The organism is Clostridium sp. LS, assembly GCF_002760435.1.
Classification (GTDB): Bacteria; Bacillota; Clostridia; order Clostridiales; family Clostridiaceae; genus Clostridium.
This window is the reverse complement of sequence record NZ_AUUU01000001.1, coordinates 23,140-44,473: the sequence shown is the minus strand read 5'-3', so window position 1 is coordinate 44,473 and position 21,334 is coordinate 23,140. Positions and strand designations below refer to the sequence as shown.

The following is a 21,334-nucleotide window of genomic DNA, read 5'->3' as shown; positions in this document are numbered from 1 at the left end:
TGTGTTCTACGTTTGCTGTGTCTAAAAAAAATCTCATTTCCTTAACATCTCCTCTTGTTTTTAATGAGTAGTAGTTGACAATAAGCATTCTAAATAAAAATATTTATAGCTGGATTTATATAATAAGGCTATTTAAGGGGTATTCTATATTATTTCTTAAATTGCTCATCATCAACTATCTATTATTATTTAAAAGGTTTATCCAAATCCGAAGTTCTCATCAAGATTTAAGACTTTCCTAATTAATAATCTTATTAACACAACTTTGAAAATATGTTTTCAAAATTTATTTAATAAGTTTTGAAATTAATAGAGCAGCTATTCACTACTCCATTATTTAATTTCTAAAAATTCTTCAATAGGCATCATGGCTGCCCCTAACAAATAAGCTTCTTTAAAACCTGCCATGCCAATAGTACAGCTGTTTTCATCAGTAAATAAGTTATCTTTGTAGATATTTTTCTTCAAAACATCCATTTTATCACTTAATAAGTTATTTATATCTCCACCTATAATTATAGTATTAGGATCTAATAACATAATTAAATTTGATATGCCAGTTCCTAATATTTTTAGGTACTTGTCTAAAACTTTTTTAGTTGCTATGTCATTTTGTAGATACAATTCTTCAAATTCATCTATATCTGATATATTTTCTAAAGATGCTTCATTATAACTATCAACTAAAGCATTCATAGACGTATATGCTTCTAAGCACCCTTTAGCTCCACATTTGCACTTCTTCCCATTTATAGATACTTTTATATGTCCAAATTCTCCAGATGAATTATTATCACCTCTGTAGATTTTACCGTTTATAATTATTCCAAGACCTAATCCATCTGTTATAGATACATAAAGTAAATTTTTCACTAAATCTTTTCTATTTAAAAATTCATAATATGCTGATAAATTCGCTTCATTATCTACATATATCGGAACATTTAAGTATTCAAACTTTTCCTTTAAATTAAAATCTTTAATGCCAAGAAGATATGAATATTTTACTATGCTTTCTTTAAAATCTACTGTTCCAGGCAAAGAGAAACCTATTCCTAGTACTTTCTCAGAATCCAAGTTATATTTTTTCATTAATATATCTATGTTTTCTTTAGTTAGATTTATTAAATTTTCTATTCCATTATTTTTATGTCTAACTCTTATATTTTCAATAATTTCTTTCTTTAAGTTGACTAATGCTATTTTAATATGATTTGGCGTTAATGCAACACCAATTGAGTATCTGCAATTTTCATCAAGCTTTATCGCAATAGCTTTTCTTCCACCTGTAGACTCTAAAGACCTTACATCTTCCACAATGCCTTCATTTTTTAATTCAGTAATATTTGTAGAAACAGTTGTTATACTTATATCTAAAATTCTTGAAATATCTAATTTTGTAATTTCATTTTTTTCTAGTAATAATGCTATTATTTTTTTCCTATTAGTCTCTTTTATTTTACTGTGATTTACCTCTATCAAATTTGATAATACTCCTCTCATCTATCTTATATGTGAAACTTGACTCAGGTGAGTTTATCCCTAACTGAATCTTAGTTGAACTTATAACCGCAGGGGTCACAATGTACCCACAAGGGGCACAATGTCTAAGATCGTGCATCCGTTATATCATACTTTTAGAAATAGGGTGTTATGGATGCTAGCTATCAGATAAACAATAGTAGCTTTCTTAAATAATATCACTATTACTATTATTATTAAAGTATTTATAGTTTAATATGTCTAACTAAAAGTTTTATAGTAATAATTTAATATTTTTTAACTACGTATTATCAATATAGGAATTAGATATTTATAATAAGTAATTTTATTATTTTTTCTTTAGATATCTCTAATTCTAGGGTAAGCTGAATTATATTTTTCATATACTTTTAAATATACATCTTTTAATTGTTCATTTGGAGCTACTTTTTCATTTCCTTTTACAATTTTGCTACAAGCATCCTCAACAGAATCATAAATTCCTGCTCCTACGCCTGCAAGTATTGCTACCCCAAGAGCTCCTCCTTCTGATGCTTTAACTGTAGTTAATGAATATTGGAAGATATCAGCTAATATTTGTCTCCATATGCTGCTTTCTGCACCACCACCACTTACTCTTATTTCATCAATATTTACATTCATACCTTCAATAAGATCAAGACAGTTCTTTAAACTAAAACTAACACCTTCTAAAATACTACGTACAAAATCATCATGATTATTTATAAGTGATACTCCTAAAAATGCACCTTTTACATTAGGATCTATATGAGGTGTTCTTTCTCCCATAAGATATGGAAGATAAACTATTCCGTTAGAACCTGGATTTGATTTTGCTGCTTTTTCAGTTAATAAATCATATATATCTCTTCCTAAATTTTCGCTTTCTTCAATTTCTTTAGCACAGAATGTTCTCTTAAACCAGTTTAGTGATAAACCTGCACCTTGCGTAACACCCATTATATGCCATTTGCCAGGTACTGCATGACATAAAGTATGAACTCTTCCTTCTTTATCAAATCTAGGTGTATCAGTTGCTGCAAATACTACTCCTGAAGTACCTATAGTTGTTGATATTATTCCTTCACTTACTATTCCGTTTCCTATAGCACCAGCTGCTTGGTCACCTGCACCACCAACAACTGGTGTATTTACTGCTAAGTTTGTTAATTCAGCAGCTTCTTCTGTAACATGTCCACTGACAACTACTGATTCGTAAACATCCGCTAATATGTTCTTATCTATATTTAATTCGTTAAGTATTTCTTCACTCCAGTTTCTAGTATTGATATCTAACATTTGCATACCACTAGCATCTGAAACTTCTGTAGCAAATACATTTGTTAATCTAAATCTTATATAATCCTTTGGAAGTAATATCTTATATATTTTTTCATAATTATCTGGTTCATTGTTTCTAACCCATAATAGCTTAGAAAGCGTAAATCCAGTTAAAGCAGGATTACCAGTTATTCTAATCAATCTTTCTTTTCCAATAACTTCTGTCATGTATTCACATTCTTTTTCAGTTCTTTGGTCACACCATATTATAGAATTTCTAATTACTTTATGGTCTTTATCAACTAAAACGAGTCCATGCATTTGACCACTTAATCCTATACCTTTAATATCAGAGGCTTGTACACCACTTTTTTCAATAACAGCTTTTATTCCGCTAACACATGCCTGCCACCAATCTTCTGGGTTTTGCTCTGCCCATCCTGCTTGTGGTTGAAATAAATCATAACCATAAGTTGCAGTCTTTATTGTTTGTCCATTTTCATCAAAAAGAGCCGTTTTAGTTCCAGATGTCCCAATATCTAACCCTAATAAATATCTCATAGTAAACCTCCAAATATATATTCGTATTTATAATTTTTTAAACATTATTTTCATTATTTTAAAAACACTTTTTAAATGTGTTTTAATAAGTATATTGTACTTCGCTTTTTAGCACTAGTCAATATATTTCAAGAAAACTTTTTCATTTATTTTTATATTGATTTCTTAACTCCAATAACAATGGAACCCAAAACCATTGCCTCCAAAATCCGTTTCAACTTATCACTAAATTAATACAAAAAGAGCAGTTTTTATTTTTCATTATAAAAACTACTCCCAAATCTTCTTATTAAGTTCTTTAAAGTCATTTAAATTTTCCCCTCTAATTCCTCTTTACTATTTAATAATATATATTTTCTAATCTTTTATTAATTACTTCACATAACTTTTTTCTATATTAAGAAGCGTCTCCTTTATGCCAAGCCCACCAGCATATCCTACTAACTTGCCATTAGCTCCAATAACTCGATGACAAGGAATTATAATAGGAATTGGATTTCTATTATTAGCCATACCCACAGCCCTTGATGCTTTTTCATTCCCGATTATTTTTGCTATCTCACCATAACTTTTTGTTTCACCAAAAGGAATTTCTTTCAAAGCATCCCACACCTTTTTTTGAAATTCTGTTCCCTTAGGATCTAGTGGTAAATCAAAAAAATAGCGTTTCCCTTCAAAATATTCTTCTAACTGTGAAATAGCCGCTTTTAGCAACTCTGTTTCATTTTTTTCTATTGTCTTATTTTCTAATTTTTCATTAATGAAATTTATTTCTGTTATTGCTGTCCCATTTTCTTCTATGCTTATTCGTCCAATCTTTGTATCATAATAAAAAATATTTTTCATTATTCTCTTCCTTTATTAATAATTTTATCAATTGCTTCTTTATCTAATCTATGAATTATCCACTCATCCATTCGCTTAGCTCCAAGGCCTTTATAAAATTTTAAAGATGGTTCATTCCAATTTAGACAAGTCCATTCTATTCTTTCACATTTATTTTCTTTTGCAACACTTGCCAATACTTCGAAGGATTTTTTCCCTATACCTTTTCCTCTATATTCTGGCTTTATATATAAATCCTCAATATATATACCTTGCTTTCCAACAAATGTTGAAAGATTAAAGAAATATACCATATATCCTATAACTTCGTTGTTGAGTTCTATAAATAATGCATCTGCTCTATTATTATCAAAAATTGATTCTTTTAGGGATTCTTCTGTTGCAGTAACCTTATCTAGCATATTCTCATATATTGCTATTTGTTTTACGAAATCTAATATAATAGGAATGTCTTTTTCTGTAGCTCTTTTAAATTTAACCTCATTTACCGTACTATTATTACAATTCATTTTTTACCCCCCCTGTATCTTGGCTTAATGATTTATATAATTATAAAATAATTATATAGTAAAAATCTAGTATAAATTCTAGTTTTAATATCTGTGATATTATTAAAATTTAATATTCTAAAAAGGTATAATTGAAGGTACAATCTAAAATTAATCGTCATTATAATACTTTTAGAAATAATAAAATTGTGGAAAACTCAATAAATCATATAATCTTTGCAAAAGATGATGTGGAAGATATAATAATTATTAGAGGATATTAGAAAATAATTACGGTCTTTCCTTCAGCAGCATTTACTGAAAAGGGAGCACAGTTACTATCAAACTATCTATAATTCAGGAGGAACTACGATGAAAGAATTTTATGATAAACCAATTTATTCAATAACAAATTATATAATCGGATTTTTTTTAAGCAGTATATACTTAGCTATTTGTAATATACTTCTTATTGTATTCTTTATTTTCGTTGCCTTATCACCAGATAATTTTAACTTATTTCTTTTATTTATCTGTCTAATCCCCTTAGGACCATCTTTAGGAGCATTATATAGCACTATAGGTAAAATAATCCGTGAAAAAGATATATATTTTTCCTCATTTTTCTGGCATTCCTACAAAAAGAACTTTTTATCTAACCTTAAACTTTGGTTGATTGAACTTATTCTTATTGCAATATTCTTCGTTGATTTTAAATACTTCTATGTGAATATGCCACAAACAGGTATACATATAATTTTTGCTTTACTTATAGTAATTTCATTAATTATGGGATTATATGCTTTTTCTATTAATTCTAGATTTGAGCTTAAATTAAAGGATTTATTAGTTTTATCACTATATTATATGATTAAAAAGTTTCCAATAACTATACTAAAAATTGCTGTTTTAACTTTAGGATATTATTTACTAAAATCAGTTACCATTATATTTTTGATTTTTGTACCTAGCATAATCTGTGCTATCTTTTTTTACTATGATAAAAATATACTTTTGGAGATCGAAAACAGGTTCAAATCATCTTCTCAAACTAATGCTTAATCTATATAAAAAAATGCCTCCTTTATATAAACAGTTTTATTATTTCAACTGTTTACTATAAAGGGAGCATATCACATTTCCTTTAACGAAGCATTTTTTATTTTGTATAAAATAGCTTTACTTCATTTCTATTTTATTATAGTCACCGTATTTTCCTTTAATATCTTTTCCTTTGGCTTTTCACCATCTATATACCCAATAGAAATTGATCCACAAACCCTATAATTTTCTGGTATTCCTAAACTAGATAGAAGTTTTCTTACATTTTCATCCCTATCAAACCATGTCACTTGATTAATCCAACATGCTCCAAGCTCCAAATAGTTTGCAGTTAAGAGCATATTTTCGATAGCACAAGCACTATCTGCCATAGCATTACTATAATTCATATCATTTGATACTATTATTAGTGTTGGAGCATTATAATAAAAGCTATAATTATCGTTTTGAGAAGCAACCTTACCCGATTTCTTGCTTTTATAGGTATTTTCATCTACTTCTAATTTCTCAAAGGCTAACTTTATATACTTATTTAACTTTAGCAAGATTTCTTTATTTTGAATAACTGTAAAATGCCATGTTTGAGAATTGCCTCCACTTGGTGCGCGTTTTCCGCATTCTAAAACTGTATATAAATCTTCATCATTTATCTGTTCACTTTTATATTTTCTTATACTCCTTCTAGATTTAATAACTTCAATTACATTTTCCATCTTATTTTTCCTCTTAAACCAATGTGTATTTCTTAAGCCAGGTTAAAACCATATCAAACCAGATTTCTACATCTGAATTAATATGTGCATCTTCATTTGCAGTTACCTCATTACAAAGTGATAATCCATGTACGCCATTTTCAAATATATGAAGTTCATATGGAATTTCTTTTTTTGATAATTCTGTAGCAAAATTTATTGAATTTCTTACACTTACTAGTCCATCATTTGCTGTATGCCACATAAATGTTGGTGGTGTATCACTGGTTACAAAATTCACTGGACTTAACTCTTTAAGATACTCTTGAGATGGATTTGGTTCTCCAAAAAGAGCTTTATTGGAAACTTCCCAAAATTGGTTCAAAAATTCATCATTTTTTTCTAACTTAAGTTCTTCCATTAACATATAATCTAATACCGGATATCCTAATATAATTCCATTTGGCTTAAATAATTGACTTTCTACATTAAATTTTTCTTTAAGTAAGTCATCCTGCCAGTGAACACCTAAGCTAGCTGTCAAATGTCCTCCTGCTGAAAATCCGCAAACAAAAATCTTATTTGTATCTACTGCCCATTCATCTGCATTTTGTCTTACTGTTAATATGGCTTTTGCCAAATCAAATAGAGGCTGTGGATATTTTGATTCCTTATTTCCACATGGCAAATCATTAAAATCTATTTTTTGTCTATTGTAATAGGTTGTATACCTAAGTACAAAAGTATTGTATCCTTCCCCAGCAAACTTCATTGCTATTGGTTCTGCTTCCCTGTCAGATGTCATTAAGAAACCTCCACCAGGACATATAATTACAGTTGGACGTCTTTTAATTTTTATTTCTTCTGAATTATCAAGAATATATGATGTTAATGTAACATCCTCATTATTACCCCATAGTTTAATTTTTTCTATTTGCATTTCAATCCCTTCCTTTTAATTACCTAACTACGATAAATATATTTTTATTAATCTATGTAATTGTTTTCCTAAATCAAATTATTTCATAATTATATTATAGTGTCAAATATAATACTTATTCTATATCCTTAACTTTTCTAAGGTTTTATTAAACTGAAATAAATTCATTAAAACAAAGAGAATTTTTCTACTTCATCAAAAAACTCTTTGTTTTAATAAAAATATATAAATTTCTATTAATTTTTTAATAGAAAAAATCGAATTACTATATTGAACAAGCCTAAACAATATAGTATAATTAACGTAGCGTAGATATAAGACTATGGCAGTTTTAACGCTAATCTAACAAGGTTAGATTTAGGTTTTTAAATACAATTTTTGGCAACGGAGCTAAAGAATACCTTATTATTTCTTTAGCTTTTTATTTTTTGATATGTAATTTGTTCCAAATTTGTATTTATAAGTAGTTTTATATTGTCTTGCTATATATTTTTATATTGACAATTTAGCATTTATACTCTAAAATTTTTTTAAAATTATTAATGTTTTCAACTAGTTAATAACAATTTAAATAATATCAATTCAAATTATACCACTTCAATTATGTTGTGTATTCTGAAAGGAGATTTTATTAATGAACAAAATCAATGAAATTTTTGCTTCAAATGTATTTAATGATGCAGTAATGAAGGAACGTCTTCCAAAGGCTACTTATAAAGCTTTAAAGAAGACAATTGAAAAAGGAACTGCTCTTGAGCCAGATGTTGCTGACGTTGTTGCAGCTGCAATGAGAGACTGGGCTGTAGAAAAAGGAGCTACTCACTTCACTCACTGGTTCCAACCAATGACAGGAATCACTGCTGAAAAACATGATTCTTTCATCAGCCCAACTTCTGATGGAAAAGTTATTCTTGAATTTTCAGGAAAAGAATTAATTAAAGGTGAACCTGATGCATCTTCATTCCCATCTGGAGGATTAAGAGCTACTTTCGAAGCTAGAGGATACACTGCTTGGGATTGTACTTCACCAGCATTCATTAAAGATGGTTCTTTATGCATACCAACTGCATTCTGTTCTTATAACGGGGAAGCTTTAGATAAGAAAACTCCATTATTACGTTCAATGGAAGCTTTAAACAAGCAAGCTCTACGTGTTTTAAGATCATTAGGTAATACTACTACTCAAAAAGTTATTACAACTGTTGGTCCAGAACAAGAATACTTCTTAATCGATAAGAAAATGTACGATGCTCGTAAAGACCTTATCTTAACAGGAAGAACTTTATTCGGAGCAAAACCTTCAAAAGGTCAAGAATTAGAAGATCACTACTTCGGAGTAATTAAAGAAAGAGTTTCTGATTTCATGAAAGAATTAGATGAAGAACTTTGGAAGCTTGGAATATTAGCTAAAACTAAGCATAACGAAGTTGCTCCTGCTCAACATGAATTAGCTCCAATATTTAGTACAACAAATATATCAACTGACCACAACCAACTTACAATGGAATTAATGAAGAAAGTTGCTGAAAAACATGGATTATACTGCTTACTTCATGAAAAACCATTTGCTGGAGTAAACGGATCAGGTAAACATAACAACTGGTCAATGGGTACTGATGATGGAATGAACCTTCTTGAACCAGGTAAATCACCACACGAAAATCAACAATTCCTTTTATTCCTTTGTGCTGTAATAAAAGCTGTTGATGAATATCCAGATTTATTAAGGGTATCAGCTGCTAATGCTGGAAATGATCATAGATTAGGTGCTAACGAAGCTCCTCCAGCTATAATTTCTATCTTCTTAGGAGATCAATTAGAAGATGTATTAGAACAAATTGAAAAAGGTCCTGCTACAAGCTCTAAAGCTGCAAGTGAATTAACTATTGGAGTAAATACTTTACCTCCACTTCCAAAAGATGCAACTGATAGAAACAGAACTTCTCCATTTGCATTCACTGGAAACAAGTTCGAATTCAGAATGGTTCCATCTTCAGCTTCAATCGCTGGATGTAACTTTGTATTAAATACAATAGTTGCTGAAACTTTATCTGAAATTGCAGATAAGCTTGAGAAAGCTTCTGATGTAAATGCTGAAGTTCAAGCAATCTTAACTGATATAGTTAAAAACCACAAGAAAGTTATCTTCAACGGAAATGGATACTCTGACGAATGGGTTGTAGAAGCTGAAAGAAGAGGACTTCCAAACATTAAGTCTACTGTAGAATCTGCTAAAGCTATGGTTAATCCAAAGAACCAAGCAGTACTTGAAAAACATGGAGTTTTAACTAAAGTAGAAGCTGAATCTCGTTATGAAATTACTCTTGAAAACTACAACAAGATTATAAATATCGAAGCTTTAACAACACTTGAAATGGCAAAACGTCAAATTATACCTGCTGTAATCAAGTTTACTACAAAGCTTGCAGAATCAATTAACACTATAAAAGCTACTGGTGTAGCAGCAGATATATCAGTTCAAACTGAATTATTAACTGAAGTTTCAGCATTAACAGCTTCATTAAACAAAAATGTAGCTCTTCTTGAAAAAGCAGTTGAAAAAGCTGATAACTTTGAAGGTGATATATTCGATTTAGGAATGATGTACAGATACGAAGTATTCGAACAAATGAATACTTTAAGAGCTGACGCTGATAAACTAGAAACTTTAGTTGATAAAGAATTCTGGCCAATCCCAACTTACAGCGATATGATATTCAACGTTTAATATAAGATTTCTAATAACAAAAATGGAGTACTTCTTAAATGAAGTACTCCATTTTTTTATTTAATGCAAGCTGTCTTATGGTAAGCAGTTAAATTTATATGAGCCGCTAACTAATTCTAAAATTACATTTTTATCACTTTGATTTGAACTAAGCTAGGCATCTTTTAATAGTTTGCCGTTTACTTTCATGTTCTCTATTATTGCATCGGGAAGGACTAGTTTTGCAGTTGCATTAAATGGAATTATAAATTTAAAACTTTTAAGTTTTCTTCTTTCTTTATTTCCCACTGACTTTCATACTGGTATTACACCTCATAGGAAATGACGCATTATGATTGCTCACAAAATCAATTTTTTAAGCTCATGTTAATGTTGTGTTAGATTTCAATTAATATCGGAAAAATTCTTATATTTAAAGAATAATATTACTAATAAATCCATGTATAAAGGACAACAGTAACATGAATAAAAATATAATAAAAAAGCCAATACTAATTACTATTATGTTTGCTTTATTTTTTTCATTTATTAGAGTCGATTGCTATATAATAAAAAACAATATTAATGCTAATGGAAAATTTATATCAGGTAAAACCTTCATAAATAATAATTGGTATTACTTTGATATGAATGGAATTCTTCAAACTGGGATTTATGAACATAATAATAAGAAATATTACTCAACAGACAGTGGTATAATGGTTGCTAATCAATGGATTACAGTTGATAACAAAAAATATTATGTTAAGGCGGATAGTTCTCTTGCAGTTGGAAATATAATCATCAATGGTAAAGTGGAAAGTTTCGATACTTCAGGTGAATATAAAGGTCCTGGAAAAATGACAGATAGCTTATTTATAAAATTCTTAAGTGTAGGAAATGCAGATTGCACATATATTAAACTTCCAAATGGAGAAAAAGTATTAATTGATACTGGGGATTTTAATAATTCAGCTAAAGTTGTAAGTTTCTTGAAGGAACAAGATTTAAAAAATGATGATGGAAAACCATTAATCGATTATGTTATACTTACACATCCTCATGGAGACCATATGGGTGGATTGATCACAATTCTTGATAATTTTAAAGTAAAGAAAGTTTATCTTCCTAATATTCCGGAAACAAAAGATTGGTACGCTGGCATGGATTTAACTAAAGAAACTCCTTATATAATTGAATCACTAAAAAAAGATTATGATATGTATAAAGATATAATAGATTATATTAATAAAAATAAGATTAATACTGCAACTATTTCAAAAAATCAATTTATAGATGAAAATAATATCTTACAATTTATTCAATCTGATAAGGAGTTTGAACCTAAGCCTATAAGAGGTGAAAGTTTAATAGATTATTGGAATGATAGATCTGCAATTGTATATTTAAATTATGGAGACTTGCAAGCCTTATTTACTGGTGATATGGAATGGAGATCTGAAAAAGATTTTGTTGAAAATAAACTATTAAATGGAGCCAAAGTTGATGTGATAAAAGTTCCACATCATGGATATGATACATCATCGACACTAGATTTTATTAGATATGTTAAACCAGTATTTGGAGTTATAAGCAGATCAGCAGAAAACATAACTGCTGATACCTCTAAAAATATAAATGAAAATTCTGCTTACAGTAACTTAATTTCAAATGGCGTTAAAATATACGAAACAAGCGAAAAAGATGGAGTTTCAATATATGCAACAGAAGAAAATTGGAATATTGAGAACTGAAAAATCAAAATTCCTCAAACATCAAATTCATTAGAGCTTGATATTTATTTTCTTACTAAAGGGACTGTGCACTAATTATTTAGCGCAGCAGTCCCCTAAATTCAATGAACCAAATTACAGCAATATTCTATATTAATTGCTTAAATCTTCCCCATTAGTAGAAATAACTTTTTTATACCAATAGAAAGAGTCTTTGCGATAACGATCTAATGTCTTTAAATCAAATTCGTCTCTATCTACATAAATAAATCCATAACGTTTAACCATACCTTCATGAGTTGAAATTAAATCAATAGCAGACCACGGACAATATCCCATCATTTCTACTCCATCTGTAATAGCTAATCGAAGTTGTTCAATATGTTTTCTTAAGTATTCAATACGATATGGATCATGAATTGAACCATCTTCCTCTAATTTATCATAAGCTCCCAAACCATTTTCAGTTACGATTAGTGGTAATCTATACCTTGAATAAATTTCTCTAGCGGTAGCTCTAAAGCCCTCTGGGTCAATTTCCCATCCAAATTGAGTTGTTTGTAAATTAGGATTCTTAAAGCCCTTACATACACCTGGTTCATCCAAGGCTTTTTGCTGATCCTTTGTACTACCTACACCGCCTTCAATATTAAAGGCTTCAACTGTAGCTGTACTATAATAATTAAATCCAATAAAATCTGGTTTTCCAGAAGCAAGAATTTTCATATCCCCTTCTTGAATTTCTGGGACAGCATCATTTTCTTCTAAAAATGCCCAAACTAAATTATTATATTTTCCATACACAGCCATATCCAAGTATAACCAGTTACGAATTGCATTTAAATTTTGAGCAGCTAGATTATCTTCTGGCTTACAGCTTGCAGGATAAACTACCGATATATTAGGTGCTGGTCCAATTTTAGCATCTGGAATCATTTCATGGCACAATGCCATAGCTTTTGCTTGAGCAACTAACATATGGTGATTTTGTTGGTAAAGTTCTTTTCTTATATTTGTACATCCTTCAGGTATCATTGTAGTACCAATAACGTCACCCATTAATGTTAATACATTTTGTTCATTGATAGTTAGCCAGTACTTAACTCTATCACCGAAGTTTTCATACATAACTTTTGCAAAGTTTACAAACCAATCAATTGATTCTCTTTTAGACCATCCCCCACGTTTATCTAATGCTGCAGGCATATCAAAATGGAACATAGTAACTAAGGGAATGATATTGTATTTTAAACATTCATCTATTAAATTATTATAATATTCTATTCCTTTTGGATTTACTTCCCCTGTTCCTTCCGGAATTAACCTTGACCAGGAAATAGAAAAACGATAAACCTTAAAGCCCATTTCGGCCATTAAAGCAACGTCTTCTTTATAACGATGATATTGGTCTGAACAAACGTCTAATTCTGAAGTTCCTTCCGGTACTTTTTTTACATCCTGACAAGATGGCCCTTTACCATCAATTAAGTTAGCTCCTTCAACTTGATAAGCAGATGTTGAAGCTCCCCATAAAAAATCCTGTGGAAAACTTTTTAAATTCTTATGAAACATATAATAACCTCCATTACACCTTATATTTAATTTACTTACTCACTTAAGTAAATGAAGTATAAGAGTTAGTAAATTGTTTTTCATTCTTTATCCATAATATATCATAATAAACTCTATATTTGTGTTATTCAGGTTATTTAGTGACACATGCTTATTAGTAGTTATTTGTTTTTTTATAATACACCTTGTTTTTTATAAATAAGAAATGACATCTTATTTATTAAAATTATGTGTTATTTTATTTATCATAAACAAGATTTTTACAATATTAATTTCATCAAATTGTCTGTTTGCTCATCTTCACCCAACTTGAAAATATGCGTATCAAATTTCTCAAATCCTTGCTTTTCATAAAATTTTATCGCATTATAGTTGTGTTCCCATACACCTAACCAGATATAATTTAGATTTCTATCTCTTCCAATTTCTATAGCTTTTTGTATTAACCTTTTACCGATATGCTTACCTTTATATTCTTGCAATATGTAGATTCTTTGAACTTCTAATGTATTATCATGTTCTATCTCTGTTTGTGCTTTGTCAAAATTAACTTTCATGTATGCAACTACTTCGTCATTATTTTGTACTATATAAAATCTTGAACCATTATTTTTGATTTCGCTCTCTAACTGTTCATAAGAAAAATTTTCTTTCAAATAATTTTCCATATCTTCTTTTGTATTCTCATTAGAAAACGTTTCATAGAATGTTTTTTCACTTATGTATTTAATTTTTTCTATGTCTTCTAAACTGCATTCTTTAATCAATAAATTCTCCATATATTCCATTCTCCCAACTATATTTATATTTTAAACTGATTTAGTAATAAAAGTTAATTGAATAAATAAAAAAGCCTATGGAAATATTCTTCAATATCTCCCAGGCTTTTATCCTTCCGTGTACACAGTCAACTGTGCGTCTTCTCTCGGACCTGCCAACTTTAAATTGCGGAACCCTAGAAAACTAAATTATATATCATTATAATCTGCAAATATAAATGGATTTTAGCATAATGTAATACTAAAATCAACACAATATTATACCGTCACAAAAGTTTACAAGCAAGTGTATCACAAATTGCACCTGCCATTACTCCACAGAGATCCAAAGCCCAGTAAAAAACATTCTACGCTTTGATCTTGAGGCTTCATTAAAAGAAATGAATATACGAGTTAATTCTGGGAAAAATATAAATTATATATATTTTAGCACTAATAAATATATAATTTATAATTATTTAAATTTTAATCAAGGAGATAGAAAAATCATGAACTTAACAAATGCATTTTTTGCATTATATAAAACAACAATAATATTCGTGGTATTAATGATTTTGACTAGAATATTAGGAAAAAAGCAAGTGAGTCATTTAACATACTTTAACTATGTAACTGGAATTACTGTTGGTTCAATTGCTGCTAATATGATTAGCGAATCCACTGAACCTTTTATGGATGATTTTGCTGGATTGATATGGTGGTGTTTGCTCACTTATTTAAGTGGATATATTGGATTAAAATCAGGAAATCTAAGACGTATAATTGATGGTCAGCCATCAATATTAATAAAAAAAGGCAAAATTATAAAATCATCATTAAAATCAAGTCATATCAACATGGATGATCTGTTAATGGCTCTTAGAGTACAAAACGTATTTTCTATTGCAGAGGTAGAATATGCAATATTGGAGCCAAATGGGCAGGTAAGTGTAATGAAAAAACCTAAAGAACAGCAAGTAACTAAATCAGATATGAAAATTTCTGCACCTGGTTTAAAGTATATACCCTCTGAAATTATTGTTGATGGAAAAATCATATATGATAACTTAAGGGAATTGAATTTAAGCGAAAATTGGTTAAACACTCAACTAAAACTGCAAAATATATCTTCTATTGAAGATATTTTCTATGCTGAAATTCAAAGTGACGGTACTTTGTTTATACAAGAATTGTAATATAAATTAGCCTAAATCGGCAAACATACATGATTTACTAGTTAATATCGCATTCATTTTCTATACCCTTTTAGTATTTATAGCACTATTATAGAAATTGATAAACTAATTGAAGATTAATCCCATAATGTATCCTGCTCCTTTGATACACTATGGAATTTAAGTCTTAAAGATATTATTTAAATAAATATTTTCTTAATCCATCAATCATCATCTTATGAGCTTCTTTACTTTCTGGTAGTTCAAAGTCTCCAATTGTAAAACCATGCCTTACTCCATAGAATCTTTTTGCAGTTGTTTCAACACCTGCCTTTATTAATTTTTGGGCGTAGTTTTCTGCTTCGTCTCTAAGCGAATCTATTTCGCACGTAATTAAAATTGCTGGTGGTAAATCTTTTAGTTCTTCATTTGTTGCATATGCAGGGGAACAATACGAATTTTTAGCATCTTCTTCTCGTCTATAACATTTATCAAAAATCGCAGCTATTTCAGGTGGAATTGCACCTTCCGTATAGAATTTTTCTGTTGCTGGTGTTGCTAAATCAAGTGGAGGATAGTCAAGAATCTGACATTTAAATGAAAACTTCTTTGCTTCCTTTGCCATCATACATACTACAGTTGAAATATTAGCTCCAGCACTATGCCCGCCGATTGCCATGCTATACGAATCAATTCGAAACTCTCTGCTATGAGAACTTACATAATCCACTACATCAAAAACATCATTTTTATCTGTTGGACATTTATATTCGGGAGCAAGTCTATAATCAATTGAAATAACAGTTATATCAAGCTCATTTCTAACTAAATCACAAAATCTATCATCATCTTCAGGAAGTCCTGTTACAAAACCACCACCATGAACATCAAACAATACTGGTGCCTTTGAATTATTTTTAGCTTTATAAATTAAAGAGCGGGTCTTACCATCTCTTGTTGGAATAAAAATTTCTTCCCCTAAAATTGTTGACTTTTCTACTCTTACTTTATTTTCTTTTCTCATGTTCTTTACCATTTCCAAAGTTCTTTCATCATTACTCATATAAATTCTCCTTTTACACGCTTTGATCAAAATTATCAATAAAGTGCTATATAATGTATATAATTTACATAACACTTTATTAGTATTAGTTTAAGAACTATATGTGATTAGCTACTTCATAAGCATCCCAAATAGCATACATGATATTAGATACTTTACGCGCATCTCCTAAAAGATGAATTTCTGGAATTTCAAATTCTAATTCTTTATATAAAGAATTTTCTTCTTTATATCCAACTGAAAGTATTACTGAATCACATTTAATATTATCTATTCCAGTTTCTGTTTCTATTTCAAGAATGCCATCTTTATATGTTTTAACTTTCGAATTTGTCTTTACATCAATATTATTAAATGGAATTAACTTTTCAAGCATCTCACTATTTGCAGAACATAGTGGACCATTTAATGCAAGAATTTTATGCAAGGCTTCAACTATAGTAACTTTTTTACCTTTTTTAGCAAGATCAAGTGCAGTTTCACATCCAACTAGTCCTCCACCTACTACTACAGTACTGTCTCCACAGTCTTTCTTTCCTGTTAATACATCTGCTGCTGTAAACACCTTATCATCATCTCCAAGTGAGAATATCTTTGGAGTAGATCCTGTAGCTATTATTACAGTATCAGCTTTAGAATTTAGAATTTGTTCTTTTGTAATTTCAGTATTCAAATGAACTTCAACATTTAATTCTTTTAAAGAATACGTATACCAATCAGCTAGTGCAATGTCATCTTCTTTAAAATCTGGTGCTCCACCTGGAATAAGGTTTCCACCTAATCTATCATTCTTTTCATAAATAACTGGTTCGTGTCCTCTAAGTGCTAAAACTCTTGCTGCTTCACAGCCTGCTACTCCACCACCAACTATTAAAACTTTCTTTTTCTTTAATATAGGTGTAAGTGCATTATCTTTTTCTCTACACGCTTGAGGATTTACTCCACAATTAAGTAATGAGTAGTGTTGAATGCGCCCCATACATCCTTCTTGGCAGGATATACATGGTCTAATAGACTTAATTTTATTAGCTCTTAGTTTGTTTACATAATCAGGGTCAGCAAGAAGTGGTCTTCCAAGACTTATAATGTCGCATGTCCCATTTTCAACGGCTTCTAATGCCATATCTGGATCGTCCATTCTTCCTGCACATATAACAGGTACATCTACAGTTTCTTTCATTAATTTAGCATATGGTCTATATAGTCCCTTTTCTTGATACATTGGAGGATGACTCCACCACCATGAATCATACGATCCGACGTCTGTATCTAATGAATCATATCCATATGATACAAGCAATTTAGCTGCTTCTATTCCCTCATCTAAATCTCTTCCCTTTTCTTCAAACTCTTCACCCGGAAGTGCTCCATCTCTCAAATCTTTTATAAAACTCTTTGGTGAATATCTAAGTGTTACTGGGAAATCTTCTCCACATCTATTTTTAATTTCTTCAACTATTTCACGTGCAAAACGAAGTCTATTTTCTAAACTTCCACCATATTCATCAGTTCTGTGGTTAAATAATGAAATAGCAAATTGATCTATAAGGTATCCTTCATGAACAGCATGAATTTGTACTCCGTCAAAACCTGCTCTCTTTGCATTGAAAGCTCCATCTCCAAACTTTTTAACTATTGATTTAATTTCATCTACTGTAATTTCACGGCAAGTTTTATCAAGCCATCTATGTTGAATTGGAGATGGTGCCACTGGAGGAAATTCTCCAAGGTTAGTTGGGATAGTAACTCTTCCAAATCCACCTGACATTTGTAAAAATACTTTTGCATTATATGCATGTATTCTTTCTGTCATTTCTCTTCCTGTTCTAACAAATTGAACTGGATTATGCGTAGGGCATGGAACATTTGGCATACCATGTTCTTCAACTTCATTATCTACAAAAGTTACTCCTGTAATAATTAGACCTGTCCCACCTTTAGCTCTTTCAGTATAATAATCGATTCCTCTTTGGTTAAACCCGCCTTCGCTATCAGCTAGTCCAAGTGGCCCCATTGGTGCTAATGCAAAACGATTTTTTATTTCGCATTTACCAATCATAACTGGTTCAAATAATTTCTTATACTTGTTCATACATATCCTCCCAAAGTCAAAATTTCTTTAAACGTTTAACATAATAATGTAATTACACTAACTTCTACTCTTATATTATATTCTTAGTGAATAAAACATGTCAATATCGACATGTTTTATTAATCATATTCTATTTTACTTTATATTTAACCATGGTAAAATGATTATATATTAAAAATGAGGTGCTAATAGTATATGAGAACTTTAAAATATGCAATTTTGGGGCTTATTAATAGAAGCCCATTAACAGGATATGATATAACTAAATCTTTTAACGAAGGTTTAGTAGAATTTTGGTACGCTAAACATAGTCAAATATATCCCGAGTTAAAAAAACTGACAGATGAAGGCCTGATTTCCTACGAAACAGTTATACAAGGTGAAAAACTAGAAAAAAAATTATATACAATAACTGAAAAAGGAAAGAAGAATTTACAAAAATGGCTTGCTAAAGACGACCCTCTCGAGCCAACTCCAAAAGATATTTTTAGACTTAAGGCTTATTTTTGTGATGAAATGGATATAGATACTTTGTTAACCCAATTCCAAAGTGCTTTAACTAAGCATTCTGAAAGATTAGAATATCTAGAAAATTCTATGGAAGAACTTTTAAAGAAAAGAGATATATCTAAAGTTTCTTCTCCTGGCTTTGGTGATTATATTGTTTTAAATGGTGCCATTATGAGAGAAAAAAGTTACATAGACTGGATTAAAGATTGTATAAAAAGAATATCACCAAAAGTAAAGTAGGAACACTTTTTTATTTGTGTTCCTACCTCTTCTTAATAGTATTGACAATGGTATGTTGTTTTTTGAATAATCTTAATTACTAAATTGTAAAATTTTGTACCATGTTACTAAGTTTTTCGGAAAGTTCAGCTTGATTTTGTGCTGCTACTTTAACCTGTTCTATAACTTTTGTTGTTTCATCAATGTTATTTTTTATAGTTTCTGTATTTTCAGATGATTTTTGTGCGGTAATAGCAGTGTTTTGTATTACTTCACTTACTTGATTTATTGTAGCTGTAAGTTCCTCTGACATAGAAGCGATCTCTTCTGACATATTAGTTACAAACTCTGCATCACTATGATATTGATCTCCCATATCTTTCATGCTTTCAAACTGAGGATCTACAGTATCCTTTATAAAGTTCAATACATCCTTACTATTATCAGAAAGATTTTTAAATGCTGTCTGAACTTTTACTATTGTATCTTTTATATTAGTAACTGCTTCCGATGATTGTTCTGCTAAACTCCTTACTTCTTCTGCTACTACTGCAAACCCTTTTCCTTGCTCTCCGGCTCTTGCTGCTTCAATTGCCGCATTAAGAGCAAGTAAATTTGTTTGTTCCGATATATCTGCGATTGTATCAGCCATTACTTTAATTGTTTCGACAACTTTTCCATCTTCAATTGCTTTCAAGCTTTTTTCCTTTTTTTCCTCGTACAATTTTCTTGTTTCTTCCACTGATGATTTGCCTTTTTTTTGGACATCTAAAGCTCTATTTTTAGATTCGTTAGCATTGTTACTTCCTTCCATAGCTTTGCTTGAAAGAACATTAATGCTTGAATCTACTTCTTGTATAGATGCACTTATTTCTTCTGAAGCCGCACTTGTTTCCTGTACATCTTCTGATATACTATTTACTACCTTTTTTATGTCTTCCGATTTTAATGTAAGATCACCCACTACAATAGACAATTCTTTACTAGAGGCACTCATATCATGGGCTTCATTGATTATTTCTTTTATTAAATTACCAATATCGTTTTGCATTACATGAATTGCATTAAAAATTTCCCCCATCTCATCTTTTCTCTTCATGAGCTTCTCAGGTACTTGCATACTCAAATTTCCTTTAGCTATAAGTTTTAAATGATTTACTGATACTTCTAACGCATTTGAAATATTTTTTGAAATAAAATGTGTCCCTAAAAATGAAAGTATAATTGAAAAACCTATAACTAATAAAAATATTTTCATGTTATATTCATAATCTATATCGTTCTGACTGTTAATCTCGTCTGCCGCATTTTGATTGTAAGCGCCTAAATCTTTTAAGTTTTGATGAAAATCAGTTATGGTATTTTGAATTGTAGTAAATTTTTCAATAGCTTCATTTTGCTTCCCTTCTAACGCCAATTTAATTGCTTCATCTCTTACTGAGCGATACTTAGCTAAATTATTCTCAAGCACAGGGACAATATCTTTTTCATAGGAATCAAGTTCATTTTTCTTATAGTTTTCAAAATTATCATCAAATATCTTTTTCCTATCATTTATGTCTTTAATTAATAAATTCTGCTTTTCTGTATCTCCTACATTCAGAAAAATATTATAAGTATCTGCCTCTATTGCTCTTGCCTGATTTCTATTATCCATTAAATACTTTATTGCAAAAGTTCTATTCTTATATAATGAGGACATATCCTTATTTGCTTTTGAATTATAATAGTAACCTATCGATCCAACTATAATAATCAATAGCATCATTATAAGTGAAAGCGTGAATATTTTCTTTTTAACCCTTAAATTATTTATCATTCTCAATCTCCCTCACATATTTTATATATTATTTTAAATTTAAATTGTAAGTAAAATTATTTTTATAAACAAATTAAAAAGAATAAAAGACCAATTAAACTTAGTAACTCAAATAATTGCACTAAGATTAAGTTGGTCGGTTGCACCACTAACTCAAAATCCTCAAAGGTGCCCAAATAATGAGAATTTTTCACAGTTCCAAAACTTAATAATTGACCCTAATTTCTCTTTATCAGTTAAATAACACTATCCCCTCATATTTCAATATTATATACATCATTTCTTTACTTCTCTTTAAAATTATGTTAAATTC

General features: G+C 29.7%; 17 protein-coding genes and 2 riboswitches. Of the genes, 5 read left to right on the top strand and 12 right to left on the bottom strand.

The genetic code is table 11. The features are described from left to right. Positions 1-333: 333 nt before the first annotated feature. The 4 genes from COL3_RS00170 to COL3_RS00155 all read right to left on the bottom strand — a co-directional run bounded on the left by COL3_RS00170 (position 334) and on the right by COL3_RS00155 (position 4,700). The gene (locus COL3_RS00170) at positions 334-1,482 is read right to left on the bottom strand and encodes an ROK family transcriptional regulator (RefSeq protein ID WP_008428738.1); all 1,149 of its coding nucleotides are present in this window, start codon (positions 1,480-1,482) and stop codon (positions 334-336) included. Positions 1,483-1,842: 360 nt separating this feature from the next. Beyond that, the gene (gene xylB, locus COL3_RS00165; RefSeq protein WP_008428741.1) at positions 1,843-3,345 is read right to left on the bottom strand and encodes a xylulokinase; all 1,503 of its coding nucleotides are present in this window, start codon (positions 3,343-3,345) and stop codon (positions 1,843-1,845) included. Between the two features lie 372 nt (positions 3,346-3,717). Further along, the gene (locus COL3_RS00160; protein ID WP_008428743.1) at positions 3,718-4,191 is read right to left on the bottom strand and encodes a methylated-DNA--[protein]-cysteine S-methyltransferase; all 474 of its coding nucleotides are present in this window, start codon (positions 4,189-4,191) and stop codon (positions 3,718-3,720) included. Further along, positions 4,191-4,700 (bottom strand): GNAT family N-acetyltransferase, encoded by a 510-nt coding sequence (locus tag COL3_RS00155; RefSeq protein WP_008428745.1) that lies wholly within the window; start codon positions 4,698-4,700, stop codon positions 4,191-4,193. Before COL3_RS00155 ends, COL3_RS00160 begins: the two co-directional genes overlap by 1 nt. Before the next feature lie 351 nt (positions 4,701-5,051). Here COL3_RS00155 and COL3_RS00150 point away from each other — a divergent pair, with 351 nt between their 5' ends. Further along, positions 5,052-5,741, top strand: coding sequence for a YesL family protein (locus COL3_RS00150; RefSeq protein ID WP_008428747.1), 690 nt, complete (start codon positions 5,052-5,054; stop codon positions 5,739-5,741). Positions 5,742-5,869: 128 nt separating this feature from the next. Here COL3_RS00150 and COL3_RS00145 read toward each other — a convergent pair whose 3' ends face one another. Continuing rightward, entirely contained in the window at positions 5,870-6,454 is a 585-nt protein-coding gene (locus tag COL3_RS00145) for a nitroreductase family protein (protein ID WP_008428749.1), read from the bottom strand. 13 nt (positions 6,455-6,467) lie between these two features. Then, on the bottom strand, positions 6,468-7,373 hold the full coding sequence (locus COL3_RS00140) for an alpha/beta hydrolase (RefSeq protein ID WP_008428751.1): 906 nt from the start codon (positions 7,371-7,373) through the stop codon (positions 6,468-6,470). A 634-nt stretch (positions 7,374-8,007) separates the two neighbouring features. Here COL3_RS00140 and COL3_RS00135 point away from each other — a divergent pair. Further along, a complete protein-coding gene (locus COL3_RS00135) occupies positions 8,008-10,101 on the top strand; it encodes a glutamine synthetase III (RefSeq protein ID WP_008428753.1) in 2,094 nt (697 codons plus the stop codon). A 153-nt stretch (positions 10,102-10,254) separates the two neighbouring features. Here the strand turns inward: COL3_RS00135 and COL3_RS29480 are convergent, their stop codons facing one another. Further along, positions 10,255-10,389, bottom strand: coding sequence for a hypothetical protein (locus COL3_RS29480; protein ID WP_278286604.1), 135 nt, complete (start codon positions 10,387-10,389; stop codon positions 10,255-10,257). A gap of 173 nt (positions 10,390-10,562) precedes the next feature. Here COL3_RS29480 and COL3_RS00130 point away from each other — a divergent pair, with 173 nt between their 5' ends. Beyond that, positions 10,563-11,834 (top strand): MBL fold metallo-hydrolase, encoded by a 1,272-nt coding sequence (locus COL3_RS00130; protein WP_008428755.1) that lies wholly within the window; start codon positions 10,563-10,565, stop codon positions 11,832-11,834. Between the two features lie 132 nt (positions 11,835-11,966). Here the strand turns inward: COL3_RS00130 and COL3_RS00125 are convergent, their stop codons facing one another. Both COL3_RS00125 and COL3_RS00120 read right to left on the bottom strand, forming a co-directional pair. After that, the gene (locus tag COL3_RS00125; protein ID WP_008428758.1) at positions 11,967-13,385 is read right to left on the bottom strand and encodes a glycoside hydrolase family 1 protein; all 1,419 of its coding nucleotides are present in this window, start codon (positions 13,383-13,385) and stop codon (positions 11,967-11,969) included. Positions 13,386-13,645: 260 nt separating this feature from the next. Further along, positions 13,646-14,164, bottom strand: a complete 519-nt coding sequence (locus COL3_RS00120; protein WP_008428761.1) for a GNAT family N-acetyltransferase — start codon at positions 14,162-14,164, stop codon at positions 13,646-13,648. Between the two features lie 95 nt (positions 14,165-14,259). After that, positions 14,260-14,355: riboswitch (guanidine-I (ykkC/yxkD leader) on the bottom strand. Positions 14,356-14,652: 297 nt separating this feature from the next. On the opposite strand from COL3_RS00120, the gene COL3_RS00115 reads away from it, so the two are divergent. Beyond that, positions 14,653-15,339 (top strand): DUF421 domain-containing protein, encoded by a 687-nt coding sequence (locus COL3_RS00115; protein ID WP_035284431.1) that lies wholly within the window; start codon positions 14,653-14,655, stop codon positions 15,337-15,339. A gap of 175 nt (positions 15,340-15,514) precedes the next feature. Here the strand turns inward: COL3_RS00115 and COL3_RS00110 are convergent, their stop codons facing one another. Both COL3_RS00110 and COL3_RS00105 read right to left on the bottom strand, forming a co-directional pair. Next, positions 15,515-16,381, bottom strand: coding sequence for an alpha/beta hydrolase (locus COL3_RS00110; RefSeq protein ID WP_008428763.1), 867 nt, complete (start codon positions 16,379-16,381; stop codon positions 15,515-15,517). A 97-nt stretch (positions 16,382-16,478) separates the two neighbouring features. Beyond that, the gene (locus COL3_RS00105) at positions 16,479-18,473 is read right to left on the bottom strand and encodes an FAD-dependent oxidoreductase (protein WP_008428764.1); all 1,995 of its coding nucleotides are present in this window, start codon (positions 18,471-18,473) and stop codon (positions 16,479-16,481) included. 195 nt (positions 18,474-18,668) lie between these two features. On the opposite strand from COL3_RS00105, the gene COL3_RS00100 reads away from it, so the two are divergent. Next, on the top strand, positions 18,669-19,223 hold the full coding sequence (locus COL3_RS00100) for a PadR family transcriptional regulator (protein ID WP_008428765.1): 555 nt from the start codon (positions 18,669-18,671) through the stop codon (positions 19,221-19,223). A gap of 79 nt (positions 19,224-19,302) precedes the next feature. On the opposite strand, the gene COL3_RS00095 is transcribed toward COL3_RS00100, so the two are convergent. Next, positions 19,303-21,021 (bottom strand): methyl-accepting chemotaxis protein, encoded by a 1,719-nt coding sequence (locus COL3_RS00095; RefSeq protein WP_008428766.1) that lies wholly within the window; start codon positions 21,019-21,021, stop codon positions 19,303-19,305. 127 nt (positions 21,022-21,148) lie between these two features. After that, positions 21,149-21,230, bottom strand: a riboswitch (cyclic di-GMP riboswitch). Positions 21,231-21,334: the final 104 nt, after the last annotated feature.